This window comes from Arthrobacter sp. SDTb3-6, assembly GCF_013376095.1.
Classification (GTDB): domain Bacteria; phylum Actinomycetota; class Actinomycetes; order Actinomycetales; family Micrococcaceae; genus Specibacter.
Map to the genome: position 1 here is coordinate 46,260 of NZ_JAAMFN010000013.1, position 19,212 is coordinate 65,471.

At 66.1% G+C, this 19,212-nt stretch carries 16 protein-coding genes; 7 read left to right on the forward strand and 9 right to left on the reverse strand.

The genetic code is table 11. The features are described from left to right. Nucleotides 1-26 precede the first annotated feature (26 nt). A complete protein-coding gene (locus G6035_RS08365) occupies nt 27-1,670 on the forward strand; it encodes a PucR family transcriptional regulator ligand-binding domain-containing protein (RefSeq protein ID WP_176616624.1) in 1,644 nt (547 codons plus the stop codon). A 448-nt stretch (nt 1,671-2,118) separates the two neighbouring features. Here the strand turns inward: G6035_RS08365 and G6035_RS08370 are convergent, their stop codons facing one another. The 3 genes from G6035_RS08370 to G6035_RS08380 are packed head-to-tail and all read right to left on the reverse strand — an operon-like array spanning nt 2,119 to nt 4,642. Next, complete coding sequence (locus G6035_RS08370) at nt 2,119-3,288, reverse strand: acetyl-CoA C-acyltransferase (RefSeq protein ID WP_176616625.1); 1,170 nt, start codon at nt 3,286-3,288, stop codon at nt 2,119-2,121. After that, on the reverse strand, nt 3,285-3,935 hold the full coding sequence (locus tag G6035_RS08375; protein ID WP_176616667.1) for a CoA transferase subunit B: 651 nt from the start codon (nt 3,933-3,935) through the stop codon (nt 3,285-3,287). Before G6035_RS08375 ends, G6035_RS08370 begins: the two co-directional genes overlap by 4 nt. 5 nt (nt 3,936-3,940) lie before the next feature. Continuing rightward, nucleotides 3,941-4,642, reverse strand: a complete 702-nt coding sequence (locus G6035_RS08380; protein WP_176616668.1) for a CoA transferase subunit A — start codon at nt 4,640-4,642, stop codon at nt 3,941-3,943. Between the two features lie 154 nt (nt 4,643-4,796). On the opposite strand from G6035_RS08380, the gene G6035_RS08385 reads away from it, so the two are divergent. Further along, nucleotides 4,797-5,585 carry an IclR family transcriptional regulator gene (locus G6035_RS08385; RefSeq protein WP_176616626.1) on the forward strand — a complete coding sequence of 263 codons (789 nt, stop codon included), beginning with the start codon at nt 4,797-4,799 and terminating at the stop codon, nt 5,583-5,585. Nucleotides 5,586-6,012: 427 nt separating this feature from the next. Here the strand turns inward: G6035_RS08385 and G6035_RS08390 are convergent, their stop codons facing one another. From G6035_RS08390 to G6035_RS08405, 4 genes are all read right to left on the reverse strand, one after another. Then, on the reverse strand, nt 6,013-7,212 hold the full coding sequence (locus tag G6035_RS08390) for a cytochrome P450 (RefSeq protein ID WP_176616627.1): 1,200 nt from the start codon (nt 7,210-7,212) through the stop codon (nt 6,013-6,015). Nucleotides 7,213-7,280: 68 nt separating this feature from the next. Next, nucleotides 7,281-8,246 carry a PDR/VanB family oxidoreductase gene (locus G6035_RS08395; RefSeq protein ID WP_176616628.1) on the reverse strand — a complete coding sequence of 322 codons (966 nt, stop codon included), beginning with the start codon at nt 8,244-8,246 and terminating at the stop codon, nt 7,281-7,283. 159 nt (nt 8,247-8,405) lie between these two features. Then, nucleotides 8,406-9,137, reverse strand: coding sequence for an IclR family transcriptional regulator (locus G6035_RS08400; protein ID WP_371130924.1), 732 nt, complete (start codon nt 9,135-9,137; stop codon nt 8,406-8,408). A 237-nt stretch (nt 9,138-9,374) separates the two neighbouring features. After that, nucleotides 9,375-10,175 carry an SDR family oxidoreductase gene (locus G6035_RS08405; RefSeq protein WP_176616630.1) on the reverse strand — a complete coding sequence of 267 codons (801 nt, stop codon included), beginning with the start codon at nt 10,173-10,175 and terminating at the stop codon, nt 9,375-9,377. A gap of 157 nt (nt 10,176-10,332) precedes the next feature. On the opposite strand from G6035_RS08405, the gene G6035_RS08410 reads away from it, so the two are divergent. The 5 genes from G6035_RS08410 (at nt 10,333) to G6035_RS08430 (ending at nt 16,130) form a co-directional block, all read left to right on the forward strand. Next, entirely contained in the window at nt 10,333-11,712 is a 1,380-nt protein-coding gene (locus G6035_RS08410; RefSeq protein ID WP_176616631.1) for an aldehyde dehydrogenase family protein, read from the forward strand. A 31-nt stretch (nt 11,713-11,743) separates the two neighbouring features. Beyond that, nucleotides 11,744-12,670, forward strand: a complete 927-nt coding sequence (locus tag G6035_RS08415) for an MBL fold metallo-hydrolase (RefSeq protein WP_256884319.1) — start codon at nt 11,744-11,746, stop codon at nt 12,668-12,670. Between the two features lie 234 nt (nt 12,671-12,904). Further along, complete coding sequence (locus tag G6035_RS08420; protein WP_176616633.1) at nt 12,905-13,153, forward strand: hypothetical protein; 249 nt, start codon at nt 12,905-12,907, stop codon at nt 13,151-13,153. 59 nt (nt 13,154-13,212) lie between these two features. Next, entirely contained in the window at nt 13,213-14,658 is a 1,446-nt protein-coding gene (locus G6035_RS08425; RefSeq protein WP_256884320.1) for an MFS transporter, read from the forward strand. Nucleotides 14,659-14,930: 272 nt separating this feature from the next. Continuing rightward, nucleotides 14,931-16,130: an IS110 family transposase gene (locus G6035_RS08430; protein WP_218063045.1), complete on the forward strand. Its 1,200-nt coding sequence runs from the start codon at nt 14,931-14,933 to the stop codon at nt 16,128-16,130. A 1,147-nt stretch (nt 16,131-17,277) separates the two neighbouring features. Here the strand turns inward: G6035_RS08430 and G6035_RS08435 are convergent. Further along, entirely contained in the window at nt 17,278-17,568 is a 291-nt protein-coding gene (locus G6035_RS08435; RefSeq protein ID WP_176616634.1) for a hypothetical protein, read from the reverse strand. Nucleotides 17,569-17,901: 333 nt separating this feature from the next. Then, nucleotides 17,902-19,161, reverse strand: a complete 1,260-nt coding sequence (locus G6035_RS08440; RefSeq protein WP_176616635.1) for a multidrug effflux MFS transporter — start codon at nt 19,159-19,161, stop codon at nt 17,902-17,904. Nucleotides 19,162-19,212 lie beyond the last annotated feature (51 nt).

A 19,212-nucleotide genomic window follows, 5' to 3' on the forward strand; every position in this document is an offset into this window, starting at 1 on the left:
ACGGTGATCAGATTTACACTATGTAAATGCTGCCCACGCTCCACTCCATCCTCGCCCTCCCCATCGTGCACGACGCCGGGCCCACCCTCCTGGGTGGGCCCGCCTCCCTGGACACGGCGGTGCGCTGGGTTCACGTCAGCGAACTGCTGGACATCACCGACCTGCTGTCGGGCGGCGAGCTGGTCCTGACCACCGGACTGGAGCTGGAAAAGGAACCCGCCCGGGCGGCGTCATACATCCGCTCCCTTGAAAAGGCAGGTGCGGCGGGGCTCATCGTGGAGCTGGCCGGCCCGCGCGAGCGCAGCCTTGCGGCCCTGCGCTCGGCAGCCGGGCACTCACCACTACCCGTGATCACGCTCAAGCACCGCGTGCGCTTCGTGGAGATCACCGAAACCGTGCACCGCAGGATCGTCGCCGAACAGCTTGAACAGGTCGAAAGGGCCCGTGACGTCCACGAGGCCTTTACCCTGCTAAGCCTGGAAAGCGCCGACACCCAGCAAGTGGTCGAACAGGCCGCGGCAATGATCGGCGCGCCGGTCGTCCTCGAAGACCTCCAACACCTGGTGATCGCCTACGCCGCCAACCCCCTGGCCACCACGGAACTGCTTAGCGACTGGGAACGGCGCTCCCGCACCACACCCAGCCCCGCCCGCACAGCCCGCACCGGCCCCGAAGGCTGGCTGCAGGTCCCTGTCGGCGTGCGCACCCAGCTCTGGGGCCGGCTCGTGGCACCGTCCGCCGCAGGAGATGACGACTTCACCGCCACGGTCCTGGAACGGGCCGCCCAGACCCTCGCGATCAACCGCCTGGCTGAACGCGACCACAGTGAACTCGCCCACCAGGCCCAGGCAGGCCTGCTCAACATCCTGCGCAACCCGCGCGGCCTCAGCGAAGCCGACGCCCTGGCACGCGCCGGATCCCTCGGCCTTAAACGCGCCCCGTTCTACCTGCCGGCAGTCTTCCGCACCATCCAGCCCCTGGGCTCCGGCCGCGGGACCACGGCCGACGCCGGCAATCCGCTCGCGCGCCAGCAGGAAGAGCGGGAACTGCTCGACCTGCTGGCGCGGACCCTGAAATCCATCTCCGGAAGCGCCCTGACAGCAAGCATCCAATCCGGCTCGGTCGGCATGGTCCTGGCCCTGCCGGCCAAGCAACTTCAGGACGCCACCCTGCAACGGTTGGCAGACACGCTCGCTGCCCACGCCGGCGGGGGAACCCCTCGCTGGAGAATCGGTGTCGGGCGCGTACGGGCAACGCTTCTGGAGGCCGCAGCGGGGATCGAGGAAGCCTCCCACGTGGCCGAAACAGCAGCAACGCTGCGCGGCCCCGGGCGCCCCTACTACTACGCCACGGACGTTCGGCTCCGCGGGCTGTTGGCGCTCCTGCGCAATGACCCGCGCGTCCAGCAGTTCGCCGAATCCGAACTCGCCGGCATCCTTGACGCCGAGGCACAGGGACAGGGCGGGCTCCTGGACCTGCTCGGCCACTACCTTGAATCCGGCGGCAACAAGGCTGCCCTGGCGCGCCGGGGATACCTCAGCCGGCCCACCCTGTACGCCCGCCTCGCCAAGCTGGAAGAACTGCTCGCCGTGGACCTGGACGACGCCGAATCCCGCACCTCCCTCCACGTGGCCCTGCTGCTGCACCGCCTCAGGGGCGGTTCGGCGTAGATGGCATCATGGACCCATGGCGAATGAGCTACCGCTAAACCTGCGCTGGATACCCGCCTGGTCCGCTGTCCATGGCGCGTAGGCTGCGCACACACCAACTAAATGCTCGAAGTGCGCCGGCCATCTGTAACACTGTGCCCGATGTGCCACAAGCGAGGCTCAAACCCGGGCAACCCTTGGACAGACACTGGCCTCCCGCCGAACCATATGGAACCCGGCCCGGACTGGCCCCGGCCCGGGCCAGTCCGGAGGAAAATGTGTTCACGACAGCGTGGTGGCACTGTCAACACGGCCAGTCGTTCACCACTTCGAGTCTCATCCGGAAATGACCGGCGGCATCTCATGACATGGCCGGTCTGGATCGGATGGCCGGGCAGGCCCGGACGCCGGGGAGGGACCCAGGCCTGCGTCGTGCCTTCACAGTCGTGCGGGCGTTACGGCTGTTTGCTCAGAGTGCCCGCAGGATGACGGCACTGCCCTGGCCTCCGCCACCGCAGATGCCGGCGGCGCCCACGGCTCCGGTGCCGAGTTCGGCCAGTTGGCGGGCGAGCGTGCCGACGATCCGCGCACCTGAGGCTCCGATGGGGTGTCCGAGGGCGATGGCTCCGCCTTTGGTGTTGACGATTCCCGGGTCGATGCCGAGCTTGGCTGTTGAGCGCACGCCCACGGCCGCGAAGGCTTCGTTGATTTCCACGGCTCTCAAATCCGCCGCTGCCAGGCCGGTGCCATCCAGGGCGGCGAGGATCGCATTGGCCGGCTGCTCGTGCAAGCGCACGTCCGGGCCGGCGACCAGCGCGTGGGAAACAATCTCGGCGAGCGGCGTGACCCCCAACCTCTGGGCGGCCGCCTTGCTGACCAGCACCAGGGCGGCAGCACCGTCGGTGATCTGGGAGGCGTTGCCCGCCGTGATGGTGCCGTCCCGGCTAAAGGCCGGGCGCAGCCTGCCCAGGGACTCCACCGTGGTCTCGGCGCGCACGCCGTCGTCCGCCGAGAAGACGGTGTCCCCGCGTCGGGAGGTGATGGTGAACGGTGCGATCTCCGCGGCGTGGAAGTCCGCTGCCGCCGCGGCGAGCTGGTGCGAGCGGGCGGAAAACGCGTCCTGCTCCGCCCGCCCGATGCCCAGCTCGGTGTTGCCTTCCTCCGTCGAGGACCCCATGGAGCGGGCCTCGAACGCGTCGGTGAGCCCGTCGAACTCCAGGGTGTCGAGCATCTCGATGGCACCGTGCTTCGTCCCGGCCCGGGCGCGCTGCACGTGGGGGGCCTGGGACATGGACTCCTGTCCGACGGCCACGACGACGTCGGCCTCGCCGGCGACAATCATGCGGGCACCGGCGACCACGGCTTCGGTGCCCGAAAGGCAGACGGCGTTCAACGTCAGGGCCGGGACGTGGAAGCCGATCCCGGCGCCCACGGCGGACTGCCGGGCAGGGTTCTGCCCGGCACCTGCTTGCAGGACGTGCCCGGCAAAGACCCGCTGCACCTCCCCGGCGTCGATCCCGGCCCGGCCAAGCGCGGCAGCTGCGGCGTGGGCTCCCAAGGCCGTGGCGGAAACGGTGGCCAGTGCCCCGTTGAACCGGGCAAACGGGGTGCGGGCGTACCCGGCGATCAATGCGTTCATGCTGCTTCCTCTTCCTCTAAGCCAATGCTGAAGGCGGCCCCGGTGGAATCGACCAGGGATTCGATGGTGACGCCCGGCGCCACGGCGCGCAGAACCAGGGCGGAGTCAACGACGTCGAACACGGCCCGGTCGGTGATGATCCGGTCCACCACGCCGACACCGGTCAGCGGCAGGTTGCAGTGTTCGACGATTTTCGGGGTGCCGTCCTTGGCCACATGGTCAGTGATGACGATGACGCGAGGAGACCCGGCGACCAGGTCCATGGCGCCTCCCATGCCCTTGACCAGTTTCCCGGGAATGGTCCAGTTGGCCAGGTCCCCGTTGGCCGCGACCTGCAGGGCGCCGAGGATGGCCGTGGCAACGTGACCGCCCCGGATCATGCCGAAGGAGGTGGCGGAGTCGAAGTAGCTGCCCCCGGGCAGCAGGGTGACGGTCTGCTTGCCCGCGTTGATCAAATCCGCGTCTTCCTCCCCGTCGTAGGGGAACGGCCCCATGCCCAGTAGCCCGTTTTCGCTTTGCAGGGTGACGCGCACGCCGTCGGGCAGGTTGTTGGCCACCAGCGTCGGGATGCCGATGCCCAGGTTGACGTACTGGCCGTCTTGTAGTTCGCTGGCGCCAATGGCCGCCATTTCATCACGTGTCCACATGGTCCTCATGCCTCCTGACGGACGCGCACGGTCCGCTGTTCGATGTCCTTGGTGCCGTCCGTTGCCACCACGTGCTTCACGAAGATGCCGGGGGTTTCCACAAGGGAGGGATCCAGGAAACCCTCATGGATGATTTCAGCCTCGGCGAAGGTAATCCGGCCCGCCGCGGCGGCCAACGGGTTGAAGTTCCGGGCCGTCATCCGGTAGCGGAGGTTCCCCTCCGGATCGGCCTCATGGGCGCGCACCAGCGAAATGTCTGCGACGATGCCGCGCTCCAAAATCGCGGGACGTCCGTCGAAGTCCATGACCGGCTTCCCCTCAGCCACCGGGGTCCCCACACCCGTCGGCGTGTAAAAGGCCGGAATCCCGGCCCCGCCAGCCCGCAACCGTTCAGCCAGCGTGCCCTGCGGAACGAACTCAACCTCAAGCTCATGGTTCAAAAACTGCTGCGCAAAAAGCTTGTTCTCACCCACATAGGAGGCCATCACCTTGGAGACCTGCCGGTTCTCCAGCAACAGGCCCAACCCCTTGCCGTCCACTCCCATGTTGTTCGACACGATCGTCAGGTTTTTCGCGCCGGAGTCGCGCAGCGCCGTGATCAGCCGGCTCGGGATCCCGCTCAGGCCGAAGCCGCCGACGGCCACTGTCATGCCGTCACGCACACACTCAGCCAGTGCCCCCGCGGCATCTGCCAACACTTTTGTCACCACAATTCCGTCCTTTCCCGTTCACAATATGAAATCAGCCGTTCCTGATCCCGACGGTAACCATTCCGCCGATTCCAGGTCAACGAAACATTGATGATGAAGCTTGATTGCTCGGATGATGACCCGGATCACCATAATCGTCCATAATATGAACATGAACACTTCGTTTCCCGGTGCGCAGATGGTCGGCAGAATGGCCGCCGTCCTGCGCACGGTCAGCACAGCAATGCCCCGGGGCATCACCACCACCGACGCGGCACGGGCCACCGGGCTGGCCCGCCCCACCGTCCACCGCCTCCTGGCGGCCCTGACAAACGAAGGCTTCTGCGACCACGACCACGCCACCGGGTTCTGGATGCTCGGCCCGGAACTGTACCTCATGGGCACTGTGGCCGCGGAACGCTACGACATTACCGACCTTGCGCGCGGCCATGTCGCCGCCCTGGCCAACGCCACCGGCGAAAGCGCCTTCCTTTCGGTCCGGCGCGGAGATGAAACGGTGTGCCTGCTGCGCCTGGACGGCGCCTTCCCCATCCGTTCCTTCGTGCTCTACGAGGGCAAAAGATTCCCCCTGGGCGTGGCATCGGCCGGACTGGCCATCCTGTCCTTCCTGCCCGAAAAAAGCATCGAACGATACCTGGAAAACCACGACCTGGACGCCACACACGGCAACGCCCACGGGCAGGCCCCGCTGCGGCACCGCATCGCCGAAACCCGCGAACGCGGCTGGGCACTGAACCCCGGACTCATCGTGGAAGGCAGCTGGGGCATGGCAGCAGCAGTCTTCGATCAGGCCGCCCAGCCAGCCTGGGCACTAAGCCTCACCGGCATCGAATCACGCTTCACGCCCGAACGCCGCCAGGAAATGGGAACGCTGCTCATGCACCATGCCCACGAACTCACCAAACAACTTCGCAACGAATCAAACGCGCCCACACCCTGACAAGGAACCCGCAGTGGACGCCCCGAGCACCCCGACGGTTGCCTAGGCAGCCGGCCGGATTTACCCCTTGTGCGAGGGCTCGGAAGTGGACTCGATCGCGGAGGCAACCTGCCAGAGCCCGCCGGCCAGGAAGGCCGCGGGCCAGGAAGGCTGCGGGCGAGCGGGTTTCACCCAGAAAAGTACATTCGGTGGTCCGGGTGAATCGGCCGCCACGCTCGGTGCCTCCGGTGAGCACCCGGGACGAGAACCGGTTGCGCGAGAGTGCCTGACGGCGTGGTCACCGGGATCCTTTCGCATGTGTAAGGGTGGAAAGTGCTGCCCGGTCGCTTCGTCAACCGCATCCAACCCTAGCGCTGGCTCCAATGACATCATTGCCGTGCGCGCGGCAACGACGCAAAACGCGACACTAGTGCCGCAGTTGCTGCAGCTATGCCCCGGTGATGCGCACCGGCAAGGATTCGAAGCCACGGAGAACGTTGTGCAGGATGGGCACGGGAGCACCGTCTGGCTCGATCGCGGCCACCCGCTCGGCCAGCTGCTGCAGGATGATCTCCATTTCGAGACGGGCGATGGGCTGCCCCACGCACTGGTGCAGGCCCATCCCGAAGGCCACGTGACCGGAGGCATTGCGGTCCAGATCGAACTCGTCGGCATTGTCGCCCCACTTGCGCGGGTCCCGGTTCGCGGCGCCGAGGAATACCAACACCTTCGCGCCGGCCGGGAGGTGCACGCCGCCCAACACTGTGTCCACGGCAACAGTCCGGTGGAACTTCTGGAACGGCGACTCCAGGCGCAGCGACTCGTCCACGGCGAATTTTGCCAGCTTGGGGTTCTCCCGCAGCCTGGCCCAGGCTTGGGGGTGTCGGACCAGCACCGAAAGCGTGTTGCCGATGCCGAAGATGGTGGTGTCCACTCCGGCGGAGAGCAGCGCCCGGACCAGCAAAGTGGCCTGCTGCTCTGTGATGATGCCTTCGTTGACGCGGTCCCAGATCTGCGCCCCGAAACCAGTGTCGTCCAGATTCTCCCGCTGGCAGTTCCGCATCACCGCGGCGGCGTGCTCGTCCTCCTGGGCGAACGCCTGCTTGAATATATAGTTCTCCGGGCCAAAGGCGTTGAACACCATGTTGCCGTAGGGCAGGAGGTGTTCGCGGCCGCCGTCGGAAATCCCCACCGCATCCGGGAAGACACGGAGGGGGTATTTCTCGGCGAGGTCAGTAACCGCGTCGAAGCGGTCCCGGCGCGCCAGCTGCTCCGCCAGTTCGACGGCCGGCGGCGTGAACGGCTGCCGGAGGGCACGTACGGTGCCGGGGTTGATCACGCCGGTCAGCGCGCGGCGCATAACGGTGTGGATGGGCGGGTCCGATTCGAGGATGCTGGGCGGTCGCCACCCCGAGTCCTTCCGGATGTCGCGCGGGCCGAGGCCGCCAGAGGAAATGTAGGTTTCGAAATCAGTGAGGACCTCGTACACCTCCTCGTATCCCGCCACCGCGTAACTCCCTGTGCTCTCCAAGTAGGAGACGGCACCTGCCTCTCGGAGCCGGCCAAGGAAAGGGTACGGGTCGAGCAGGTTTTCGGTAGCGAAGGGGTCGTCACCCAGGACGTTGGCTTCATGCGTGGTGGCGGTCATTGCAGTGCTCCTGGTTGGATGGCGTGGCCGTGGCGGACGGCCGGGAAGGTCACGGTCGGAAAGCTGGGCTAGAGATCCAGGACAAGTCGGGGGCAGCCGGCAGCCGCGCGCGAGACGCAGACCAGCATGATCCCACCGGCTTCCCGGTCTTCCTCCGTCAGCACCGCGTCACGGTGCTCCGGTTCCCCGGAGATGATCCGGGTTTCGCAGGTACCGCACAGTCCTCCGCGGCAGGAGGAGAGGACGCGCACGCCAATCCCTTCGACGGCCTCGAGGATGGTTTTGTCGTTCGGCACAGCAATCGTGCTCCCGGTGCGTGCAAGCTCCACTTCGAACGGAGCATTGGCCGCAGCGGCACCCAGCGTGGACGCCACGAAGCGCTCAGTGTGCAGGACACCGGGAGGCCAGCCCATGCAGCGCTCCTCCACGGCGTTCAGCAGGCCACCGGGACCACAGGCATAAACCAGCATGTGCGCCCGCGGCATGCCGAGGATCGAGTCAAGGTCCAGTCGCCCGACCTCGTCCTCGGCAAAGATGCGTATGCGGTCCGTCCCGTACCGGTCTTCCAACTGCCGGGCGAACGCCATGGTGCCCCGGCTGCGGCCTCCGTAGATCAGCGTCCATTCCTTCCCGGCACGCTCGGCTGCCTCGATCATCGGCATCAGCGGGGTGATCCCGATGCCTCCGGCGAGGAATAGGTAGCGGCGGGACTCGCGCAGTGGGAAGTTGTTGCGCGGCTCCGAGATGGCAAGCTGGAAGCCGGCCAACAGCGCGTGCACGGCCTTTGAACCACCGCGGGAATCGGGCACATGGAGTACACCGATCCGCAGATGGTCCAGCTCCTCGGGCGAGGAGCACAGCGAGTATTGGCGCACCAGTCCGTCGCCCACATGGACGTCGATGTGCGCTCCAGGCTGCCAAGGCTGGAACGGCCGGCCGTCCACCCGCCGCAGGACAAGGGAGACCACCTGGTCCGCCACGACGTCCACATGGTCGACGACGGCGTCGATGGTGGTTCCTGCAGGTGCAGTCATGAAGGTCTTCACTTCCTTTGGAAAAGCTCGCATGCCGCACAGGCCGCGGCCGGCGGTCAAGCCAGAATAAGGACTTACCTCAGGTTAGGTGTTCCACAACACATCAGACGGGACGCTTTCTGTCCAATGGAAAACTTGAAAAGTCCGCCCAAACGAAGGCTACTGAGGCAGGTGCTCGACACCGAGCCTGCGCGCGATGCCGCGGGCGGCAATGTTGAGCACGGGAACTACGGTCCCGACCGGTGCGGGCCGGCCGCGGGTGACGATGCCCAGCGCCGCGACCAACTGGTTGTTGGGCAGAAACACCGGGACGGCCAGGCCATAGTTGTCCGGGCCTGCTTCTTCCTCCGTGGTGGCGTATCTATTGGTCCGGACCCGCTCGACTTCGGCCGCCAACACGGTCGGGTTGGTGATGGTCCGGGGCGTATGCGGATCAAGGCGCTGGGCGGCGGAGGTCAAAAGCTCCTTTGCGCCGTAGGCCAGCATGATCTTGCCTGCGGCACTGGCGTGGAGCGGCAGGCGTGCGCCCACCCTTCTGAAAGGCTGGCCCGCACCAGTGCCGGACATCCGCTCCACCAGCAGGACGTCCGTCCCGTCCAAAATGAAAAGGTTGACCACGTTGTGGGTGACGAAGAGCACGTCCTGCATGAATGGGGCCGCCACTTCGGCGATGTTTTGCCGTGCAGGGGCCAGCAGGCCAAGTCGCCAGATGCGCTGGCCCACCCGGTACCCGCCGGGGACCTTTTCCAGCCCACCCCAGGCAACAAGGTCGCCCGCAAACCGATGCGCCGTGGCCACCGGCAGGCCGGCGCGGCGCGCCATGGCACTGAGGGTCTGGACGGAGTGCTCGACGTCAAAGGTGCCCAGCAGTGCCAGTGCGCGTGATGTCACGCTGGCCGCCTGCCGGTCAGCGGCAACGCTGTCGCCCTTTTTGACCCCTACGGGCACGGCAGCGTTGCCGGGCGTCCTGGGCTCTCGTCCATTGGGCGCAGCGTTGGCCATGCAGCACCATCCTCCTGCCCCGGAACCGAACACCAACGGCGGCCGCCGTCTCCTGTCATTTTAATGCCCGATGCCGGGACCTGCTCACTGACGAAAGGTGAGGTCCCGGCATCGTGCGTCATGAAGCTATGTGGTGGCCGACGTGAGGGCTGAGCCGCGGTAGGCTGCGAGGCCACCGTCGACCCGGATGTCGGATCCGTTGATCCAGCGGGACTCGGGGCGAAGCAGGAAGTCAATGACGGGGGCGATGTCGTCCGGGTCCCCGAAGCGGCCCAGCAGCGCACCGGCACATTCAACCTTGTCCCGGCCGTGGTCCTTCTTGAAGTCCTCGAGGATGGGAGTGGCCACCGGTCCAGGGCTGACGCTGTTCACGCGGATGCGTTTGGGCAGCAGTTCGGCGGCCAGGTGCTCGGTGAGGAACCGGACGCAGTGCTTGGAGAAGAGGTAGGACTCCCCGGTGATTTCGGCATCGCCTGCTAGCGCGTCCAGCGCCGCAGCCTGGTCCTCGGCGAGTGCGAACGCGGCGCAGCGGGCCTTGACAGTGCGCCACTGCACGGCCACGTTGGACGCCAGGTTCACGACGGCGGAGCCCTCTCCCAGGAGCGGGGCCAGTGCCCGGACCAGACCGCGGACGCCGCAGACGTTGACGGAAAGCACCACACGCCATGGTGCCGTGCCCGGGACACCGGCGATGTTGGCCAAACCGGCAATGCCGTGCGGTGCGGCCGCTGCGACGGCGGCCGCGGCCGCGTCGATGCCGTCCTGGCTGGACAGGTCCGCCTGTACGAAGGTGCCGCTGAACGCCGCGGGTGCGTTGCGGTCAATGCCGATGAGCGGCACTCCGCGTTCGGCCAGGATCTGCGCTGTGCGGGCACCAATGCCGGACGAAACCCCGGTCAGGACGATAGGCAGTTGCTCTTGGGTCATGGGCGCTCCTCGTTGTGCATGATGTGCTTCACTCCATGGTGGCAAGCCTTCTGCCACATCCGGGTCAACTTTCCGTTGGATGGAAAACGTCTACCGGGGTGTGACGGCTGCCATGACACTGGGATAAGAATTCCCCTCCGCGCCGAAAGGATGGACGATGACGGCAGCCCACTACGAGGTACTGGATCCGGCGACGCTCGAGGTTGTAGGCCGGGCCCCTGAGAACACCGAGCAGGATGTTGAGCTGGCGGTCGCAACCGCCCGCGCCGCCGCACCCGGATGGGCCATGGACCGCGAAGCACGCCGCGCCGCCCTCCGCAAGGCCGCCGCCCTGGTCCGCCGCGATCTGGACTCCCTGGCCACCCTGCTCTCCCGGGAACAAGGCAAGCCCAAGGCCGAGGCCGCGGGCGAGTTCACTGTGGCCGCGGGGCTCTTTGAGCACTACGCTGGCCTGGCGTGGGATGAGGTGGAACCGCTGGCGCCGCGCGCCGACCGCGCCTTGGAGGTGCAATACCGGCCGGTGGGTGTAGTGGGCACCATCACGCCCTGGAACTTTCCCATCTCACTGCTTTGTGTGAAGCTGGCTCCGGCACTGGTGGCGGGCTGCACCGTGATCGCCAAGCCCTCACCGTCCACGCCGCTGTCCACCATCGCATTGGTCAACCTGCTCAACGAGGTCCTTCCGGCCGGCGTGCTGCAGACCCGGACCAGCTCGCGGCGCACGGTCAACGTTGCCTTGGGCGTCTCCCCTGGAATCCGGAAGATCTCGTTCACCGGCTCCACCGATGTCGGGATATCCATTGCGCAGCAGGCAGCCGCCACGGTCAAGCGCGTTACTATGGAACTCGGCGGCAACGATCCAGCCATCGTGCTGGACGACGCGGACATCGCGGTCACGGCCCGCGGGATCGTGGGCAGCGCGTTCCGCAATGCCGGCCAGGTCTGCATGGCGGTCAAGCGCGTCTACGTCCCGCGCAGCCGCAGCAGGGAACTCGCCGAGGCCATCGCCAGCGAGGCATCCCGCCACGTCTTGGGCCATGGCCTCGCGGAAGCTACCACCATGGGGCCCATGCACAATGAATCGCAGCTCAAACTGGTCCACGGCCTGGTGGACTCCGCCGTCGGCGGTGGCGCCCGCATCATCACCGGCGGCAATCCAGGCTGCGACCTGCCCGGCTACTTCCTCTCCCCCACCGTAGTGATCGATGCCGAGCCGGGGATGGGGCTGGTGGAGCAGGAACAGTTCGGGGCCGCGCTGCCGATTGTTGCCTACGACGATCTCGATGCCACCATCGCGGGGCTGAACGCCGGGAAATTCGGCCTCGGCGCGTCCGTGTGGAGCCCGGACCAGGAGCGCGCTTACGCCACCGCCTCCCGGATTGAGGCCGGAACGGTGTGGATCAACCAGCACACGCTGGTGGAACCGGATGCCCCGTTTGGCGGTTGGAAGGCCTCCGGCGTCGGGCGCGAACGCGGCCACTGGGGGCTGGAGGAATACCTGGAGACCCGCGTCATTAATGCCCGCCCCCATTCCTGATCCCGCACCAAACCTGCAGAAGGACTTCCTCGTGAGCGTCGAACTGATCACCCTTGGCACCGCCGCCGGACCGGCCATCCGCGGACCGGAAAACGGTATGTCCAGCGCCCTCGTGGTGGGCGACGCCTTCTACATGGTGGACTTCGGACTGGGCTGTTCCCGCGCCGCCCACGAAGCGGGACTGCGCGGCAAGGATTTCGTGGCCGGTTTCGTCACCCACCTGCACTCGGACCACGTGGTGGAGCTGCCCGGATTCCTGCTGTGGAATTGGGGCAACCCGGTGGAGGGCTTCACCGGACCTGTATCCGTGGTGGGCCCAGGCAAGGATCACACCCGCGACGGCGGCGCGAGGCTTTCAAGCACCAGCGAACTGGTCTCGCATTCGCTGAAGGCGTTCTCGTATGACATCGACATCCGCGTCCACGACGAGGCACGCCCGGAACTGGCCTCCCTGCTGCGAACCGTCGACCTCATCACGCCACGGCACGGCGCGCCGGAGGCGGCTCGCCCGTTCGACGTCTACGAAGATGACCGGGTCAAGGTTACCGGCATCCTGGTGGAGCACCCTCCCGTCCGTCCCGCACTGGCGTTCCGCTTCGATACCGACGCCGGTTCGGTGGTTTACTCCGGCGACACCGCCGAATGTGATACCTTGGCCGTGCTCGCCACCAGCGCGGATGTCCTGGTGCACGAAGCCGTGAACCTGGACTTCTACGCGGGCAAGGGCTTCTCCCCGGAATTCCTGAACCACCAGCGGATCGCGCACACCCCGCCCGAGGGCGCCGGGCGCGTTGCCACAGCCGCCGGCGTGGGACGCCTCGTGCTTTCACACCTGGCCGGCCGGGCCGAGCCCGAATGGTGGCGCAGCCGTGCCGCCTCCAGCTTCGACGGCCCCGTGGACGTGGCAGTGAGCGGGCAACGGTTCACCATCGGCAGCCCCGTTCTGGCCCCGCTCTAAGGAATCCCAACCCGCCCGCCACCCTCTGCCGAGTACAGCCCCTGGCTCCGCCTTGGCTCACCACCGGACCACCTGCTTCGGGAACGACGACGGAGAACATGTCCTGGCTTGCCGTGCTCGCCGCAGGCATCGCAGCGGACATACGTATCTGGAAACTCCAGGCGACGTCAGCGCGGGCCCTCTCAATCAGCATGGCCCGTCCGAACGGAGGATCATCCCAGGACGTTCCTGGCGATGTCCGCCGCCTCCGTGGCCACCTTCGCCGTGGATTGGGCGACCATCGGGTACGGGATCCTCATCCAGGTCGGGTTCCTTGCCGTGTTTTCCGCCGTCCGAGACCTGGTCCCTGCCGCGGTCACCCGCCGCTCGATGCACATCGCCTCCCCCGCCGACGCGTCCGTCACGGGTGTACGTGCGTCACCGCTGAAAGCGGCTTTCCACCCAACGGAAAGCTTCAATGTAAGCCCCATCACACGACCCTAGAGTCAAGGAAACGCCGCTGCAAACCTGCAAAGGCTCCCTCTTCAACGATTGGGCATACCGTGTCTGCAACTCCCCTTCTGGACGTGGCATCGCGCTCCGTGAAATCCCGCGATCCCCGGACCTGGCCCCGGGCCAAGCGCAACCGTTACGGCTGGTACATCACGTTCACCTTGCTCTTCCTGATGATGCTCAACTGGGCGGACAAGGCCGTCCTGGGCATCGCCGCGGTGCCGATCATGAAACAGCTCGGCATCACGCCGGAGCAGTTCGGCCTTGTGGGCAGCGCCATGTTCCTGACCTTCGGCGTGGCGCAGATCGCGGCTGCACCGCTGGCGAACAAGGTGTCAACCAAGTGGATACTGCTGGCGTTGTGCCTGCTGTGGTCTCTGGCGCAGGCCCCGATCCTGCTGTTCGCATCGCTGCCCGCCCTCTGGACCAGCCGACTGCTGCTGGGCGCCGGCGAGGGTCCACTGGCGCCGGTGCTTATGCACGGTATCTACAAGTGGTTCCCCGAGAAGAAGGGCGCGACCCCGGCCGCGCTGGCGTCCTCCGGCGTGACGCTGGGCATCGTGGCGTTCGCCCCGGTCCTGGCCTGGGTGATCGGGCAGTTCGGCTGGCAGACTGCGTTCGCGCTGCTTGCCATCGTGGGCCTTGTCTGGACCCTCTTCTGGTTCATCGTAGGTAAGGAAGGCCCCTACACCAGCCGCAAGGCCGAGCAGGAAATTGACGGCATCGCACTCGAGGATGCCCCCGTATTGGTCGAAACCAAGATCCGCTACTGGCGCACCATGCTCTCCCCCAGCTGGATCTTCGCCGTGCTGGCGTCCTTCTTCGGTTACTGGACCTTCACCCTGGCCATGTCCTGGGGACCGGCGTACTTCCAGAACGTCCTGGGGTTCAGCGGCCAGCAGGCCGGAACCATGATCGCACTGCCCGCAGCTTGGGGCACCATCGCCACCGTGGGTCTGAGCGCACTGACGCAGCTCTTGCACCTTAAAGGCATTCCCACCCGTAAGGCCCGCGGCTGGGTTCTGGGCGGTGCGGGCTTGATCGCGGGGGCCTGCCTGGTGGGCGCCACCCTGACCACCTCCCCCGTCTTGTCCATCGCCCTCATGGTCATCGGTTTCGGCACGGCACCGGCGCTCTTCGCCATCACGTACCTCGTGGTGGCAGAACTGACCACAGTCAGCCAGCGCGGTGCCAACCTCTCCATCGCCAACGCCGTCCTGACCACCGGCGGCGTGTTTGCACCGGCAATCTCGGGTTTTCTCATCGGAGGAGCCGCCACCCCGGCGGAGGGATACCGTGCGGCGTTCGCCCTCGCCGGCGGTCTGATGCTTACGTTCGGTGTCTTGGCCCTGGTGTTCGTCAACCAGCAGCGCGACCGCCGCAGGCTTGGTCTCGACACAGCAGTTGCCCCCGCTCCGCCTTCCGCCGCACCCAGTGTTTCCATCCCGGCCACAGGCGTTGAACCCGCCCCTGTGCAGGTCACCACGAGGGCCTAGCCCCAGCTCCCGTTACCTTTTTAGTAGCCCCTTAGACGAGTAAGAATTGGGGTTGTTGGCCTGTCGGTCCCGGCATGGTTCCTGCCCCCAGTCATCCATGATCCGGGGGGTGTTGCCACCGGGGTCCGATAGGCGCCAGGGATATCGCTAATGGGGACCGGACCAGCACAAGGAACCGCCGTGTAGGTCAGCCGTAACGTGGATGCCGAGCCTTGCCGCCGCAGGACAAGCCAACGAAGGTTTCACAGGACACTTTTTCTGGGAGGTTAGCGTTGATCAAAGACCATGAATCCGTCGATATCTTCATAGGCGTTGATGTCGGCAAGAGCAACCACCACGCGGTCGCCATCGACCGTGCCGGCAAGAAGCTACTGGACCGGGCCCTGCCCCAGGACGAGGCGAAACTCCGGGCCATCATCAAGGCCGTGGCCGGCAAGGGCACCGTGTTGCTGGTCGTGGACCAGCCCTCCACCATTGGTGCCCTGCCCGTCGCTGTGGCCCAGTCCGAGGGGATCATGGTCGGCTACATTCCCGGGCTGGCGATGCGCCGCATCGCGGACCTGCACCCGGGAGAGGCCAAGACCGACGCCCGGGACGCTGCGATCATTGCCGAGGCGGCACGCTCCCTGCCACACACGCTGCGTTCGATCGTGCTCGCCGACGAACAAGCCGCCGAACTCTCCATGTTGTGCGGGTTTGACGATGATCTGGCGAAGCAGGCCACGGCGACATCGAACCGGATCCGCGGGCTCCTGACACAGATCCACCCCGCCCTGGAACGCGTGATCGGTCCCCACCTGGACCATCCCGCCATGGTCGAGCTGCTGCTGAAGTATCCGTCCCCGGACAAGCTCCGCAAGGCCGGCCAGGCCCGCGTCGGCACCCTGCTGGGCAAGCATGCCCCACGGGCCGGGAAACGCTGGACCGCCGATGTCTTCACCGCCCTGGGCGAGCAGTCCGTGGTCGTCGCCGGGACCGGCGCCGCCGGCATCGTCCTGGCCCAGCTCGCAGGCATGCTCAAACAGCTCCGCGGCGCCCGCGAGGAGCTCCTGGAACAGGTCGAAGCCCTCGTGGAGGCCCACCCTCTTCACCAGGTCCTGACCTCCATGCCGGCGGTAGGCGTCAGGACCGCAGCACGCATCATCACCGAGGTCGCCGGCAAGGAATTCCGCTCCTCCGGGCACCTGGCCTCCTACGCCGGGCTCGCCCCGGTCACCTGGCGGTCCGGGACCTCGATCCGCGGCGACCACCCCTCCAGAAAGGGCAACAAGACCCTGAAACGGGCGTTCTTCCTCTCCGCGTTCGCGGCGTTGAAGGACCCGCTCTCACGGGCCTATTACGACCGGAAAAGGGCCGAGGGGAAACGGCACAACCAGGCCCTGATTGCCCTCGCCCGCAGGCGGTGTGACGTGCTCTTCGCGATGCTCCGCGACGGCACCTTCTACGAGGCGCCAGTGGCCAAGGCAACCTAACCAAACCAGGAAAACCAGCTGACGGGCACTCACCGCCAGCAACTACCCCCTGCCCAAAAACGGCATCCCAAAAATACTTGAAGAAAATCCAGCCAACCCCTTGACGAAAAACATAGGGACACCCCCCGGTGGAGGCCGGTATCGGAACGGCTGATTGTCCCGGTACCGGCCCCGTCTCGTTCTCTGACGTTTAAGACACTGAATCGAACCCGACGGGAGGGTCGCTTCGAGCACCTGAAATACCCTAAGCGAAGCCCGTTCATAATGGCATACCCCAATGCCAGCCGGACGGGCTGGAAGCGGCATCGACGCCCGTGCAGTGATGCCTGAATAGTGCGGTTCTCGACTTTTCCGACGTGCCCGAATCGTGGCCGGCAACCGCTGCCGAAGCGGTGCTTTCCACCTCGATGACCACGGGGCCCAAGCAGCGGATGGATGCGCTTGCGCCGGGTCTCAAACACCGCTCCTACAGGTACCGGCTTACTTTCACCAGAGACGGTATGCCACGGAGCACCGAGGTTGGTGCCGCCCAGAAGGTGTCAAGAATCGAGGCCATGCGCCTTGGCCTATCAAATGGGCGATCCCCTGCCGCACGTCCCCAATCGGAACAACCCGCTTCCTGCCCCTAAAAGGGGCTGAAGAAGGTGCTTCGTGCGTTGGATTTAGGCTAGGCCGCGGTCAAGTACAACAAGGTCGCTGTCCCATCCCAGAATGAGCGGACCAGCAGGCTCCCGGACCTTAATCGGGCTACTCGAGGGCCACACGGCTGACGGCATCATCGAACTTGGGATCTGCCAGCACGGCCGTGCGTCCTCTTCGGCAGCAAGATTTCCCTGAGTGAGTACGGCAGAGTGCTGGAATGTGCGACCCGGGCGCGTAAACCGGAAGTTCGCAGCAATGGGCTTTCCCGCTGGCATGGCAAGAACAAGAGCAATTAGGCGTGGTATTCACCTCGGGTTGTCCCCTTCTGAAGACACCGGCAAACTCCCGCACGCGAGGCCAAATAAGACTTGTATGCGCCCAACCGTGAAAGGAATGGCTGTGACTGTCTCTATCGGGGCGGTGTCGAGTTGAAATTTCCTGACCATGAAAACGTTGTATATGGAAAGCCGGAGCATCAATTTGTTGAAATGTAGGCTCCGCAACATCAACCGGCAAAAGGGCTGGCGGTCTTGCCGATGTTCTCGCTGCCGTCTACATCGTCCAGGATGTACGGCAACAATTGAGTGCCAGCGGCCTTGTTGTTTGAGTCGGCCATTCGGCCGGCGGCCAGTTGGCACTTCAGTCGGCTGCCCTTGCCGAGGCCGGTATTGTCCTCGCCCCGGTCACTGATGCCCCAAAGCGTTATACGCAGGCGTCTCCCATCGCGCAGCTGCCTTTGGAGCGCCCGTTGCTGATGGTCCCCGGCATGCCAGACATCAGTGTTCCCGAATTTCACTCAGCCGCCTCCGCCGCCGCCCGTGCCGCCGGCGAAAACATCGAGTACTGGTCGTTGGGGGAACGTTGCCCACACGAAGCAAATAGAACCTCGCTCTCCGCACTGGCCCCCTGCACAGTTGGCGGCCGGCAGAGGACCCCGATGCACCGTCAACGGCACGGGGCCAGGAAGCGGGCAGGTGCAGCCACTCGGCCAAACCGGGCGTCGCTGCGCAGCATGGATGTCGATCGACAAGCCCGGTTCCGGGTCCATGATGGTGCGGCCCCAAGGCATGGCTGTCCTCACGAGCCCCACCCACACGCATGACGCGTGTCCACTTGGCTGTCATTCCCGTCAGGGATGGGTGCCGACACCGGCGGAGTCGATTGACGGGCGCGCTGGCTCTCGCGCTTCGCGCTTTGGTGTGCGCCCGACGAGGATAAGGTGGGCAAGAACCGCGAGCACGATGGAGACGACGGTGACAATGCCGAGTGGGAGGACGGCGTCCGCGCCACCGAGCCCGACAAGTGGGGCGGCGATGCCGCCGAGGCCGAAGCGCGCGCATCCGAGCAGGGAGGACGCGGTGCCGGCCAGCGCGGGGTAGTCGGCCAGGGCGAGGGACGTTGTCGGGGGTGAGGCGAGAGCTACTCCGGAGGCGAGAACGAACAACGAGATGAGCATTACCGGCAGGGACAGGGCGAGCAGGCCGGTGGCCAGCAGTCCCAGGGCGCCAAGGCCGCTCATGGTGGCGCCGGCGATGAGGGTGCCGCGTTCGGACCAGCGTTCGGCGGTGCGGCCGCCTATGTACCCGAAGACCATGAAGCCGGCGGAGTTTGCTCCGAAAGCGATCGAGTAGGCCTGGGGTGAGAGCCCGTAGGTGCCCTGGAGGATGTAGCTCGCGCCGGACAGGTAGGCGAACAGGGCCGCGTACGTCAGGCCCCCGATGAGTACGCTGCCTACGAACAGCGGGTCGGAGCACAGCCTGCGGAAATCGCGGCCTGTCTGGGCCATGCCGCCGCTGGTTCGCTGGTTCGCGGGGAGGGTTTCGCCGAAGATGATCAGGGAGGCGATGAGCAGGAGTGCGCCGATGGCGGCGAGGAGGAGGAAGGTGCCGCGCCAGTCGGTGATGCGGGCGAGCTGGCCGCCGAGGACGGGACCGACGATCGCGGCGAGACCGCCGAGGACGGTCAGGCGCCCGTAGAAGCGGATGAGTGCGTTCCCTTCGTAGACGTCGCGGCCCGCGGCCTGGGCGATGACGATGCCCACGGCTCCGGCGAGGCCCTGCACGAGTCGGGCGATGACCAGGGACGTGATGCCTGGGCTGACCGCGCACAGGGCAGAAGCGCCGATGTAGGCGAGGATTCCGATGGTCAGGGGCGTCCGGCGTCCGAACCGGTCCGAGAGTGGGCCGGCGATGACCTGTCCGACGGCCAGGCCGATCAGGCAGGCGGTGAGGGTGAACTGTGCCGCCGACATTGTCGCACCTAGCTCAGTTGTCAGGGCGGGAAGGACCGGCAGGTAAAGGTCCATGGAGATGGGGCCGAACACTGTCAGCAGCATCAGCAATGTGCCAAGGGCGGTTCCGACCTTGCGGGCGGTGTCGTTGTCTGTCATGTATGGGGTCTTTCGTGGGAACGCGGGAGATGACGACGGCGGCACTGTCCC

Bases quoted from the DNA above. Each gene is read 5' to 3' on its own strand.
- G6035_RS08365 (WP_176616624.1), top strand. From the start codon at position 27: ATGCTGCCCACGCTCCACTCCATCCTCGCCCTCCCCATCGTGCACGAC.
- G6035_RS08370 (WP_176616625.1), bottom strand. From the start codon at position 3,288: ATGAACGCATTGATCGCCGGGTACGCCCGCACCCCGTTTGCCCGGTTC.
- G6035_RS08375 (WP_176616667.1), bottom strand. From the start codon at position 3,935: ATGTGGACACGTGATGAAATGGCGGCCATTGGCGCCAGCGAACTACAA.
- G6035_RS08385 (WP_176616626.1), top strand. From the start codon at position 4,797: ATGAACACTTCGTTTCCCGGTGCGCAGATGGTCGGCAGAATGGCCGCC.
- G6035_RS08390 (WP_176616627.1), bottom strand. From the start codon at position 7,212: ATGACCGCCACCACGCATGAAGCCAACGTCCTGGGTGACGACCCCTTC.
- G6035_RS08395 (WP_176616628.1), bottom strand. From the start codon at position 8,246: ATGACTGCACCTGCAGGAACCACCATCGACGCCGTCGTCGACCATGTG.
- G6035_RS08405 (WP_176616630.1), bottom strand. From the start codon at position 10,175: ATGACCCAAGAGCAACTGCCTATCGTCCTGACCGGGGTTTCGTCCGGC.
- G6035_RS08410 (WP_176616631.1), top strand. From the start codon at position 10,333: ATGACGGCAGCCCACTACGAGGTACTGGATCCGGCGACGCTCGAGGTT.
- G6035_RS08420 (WP_176616633.1), top strand. From the start codon at position 12,905: ATGTCCGCCGCCTCCGTGGCCACCTTCGCCGTGGATTGGGCGACCATC.
- G6035_RS08440 (WP_176616635.1), bottom strand. From the start codon at position 19,161: ATGACAGACAACGACACCGCCCGCAAGGTCGGAACCGCCCTTGGCACA.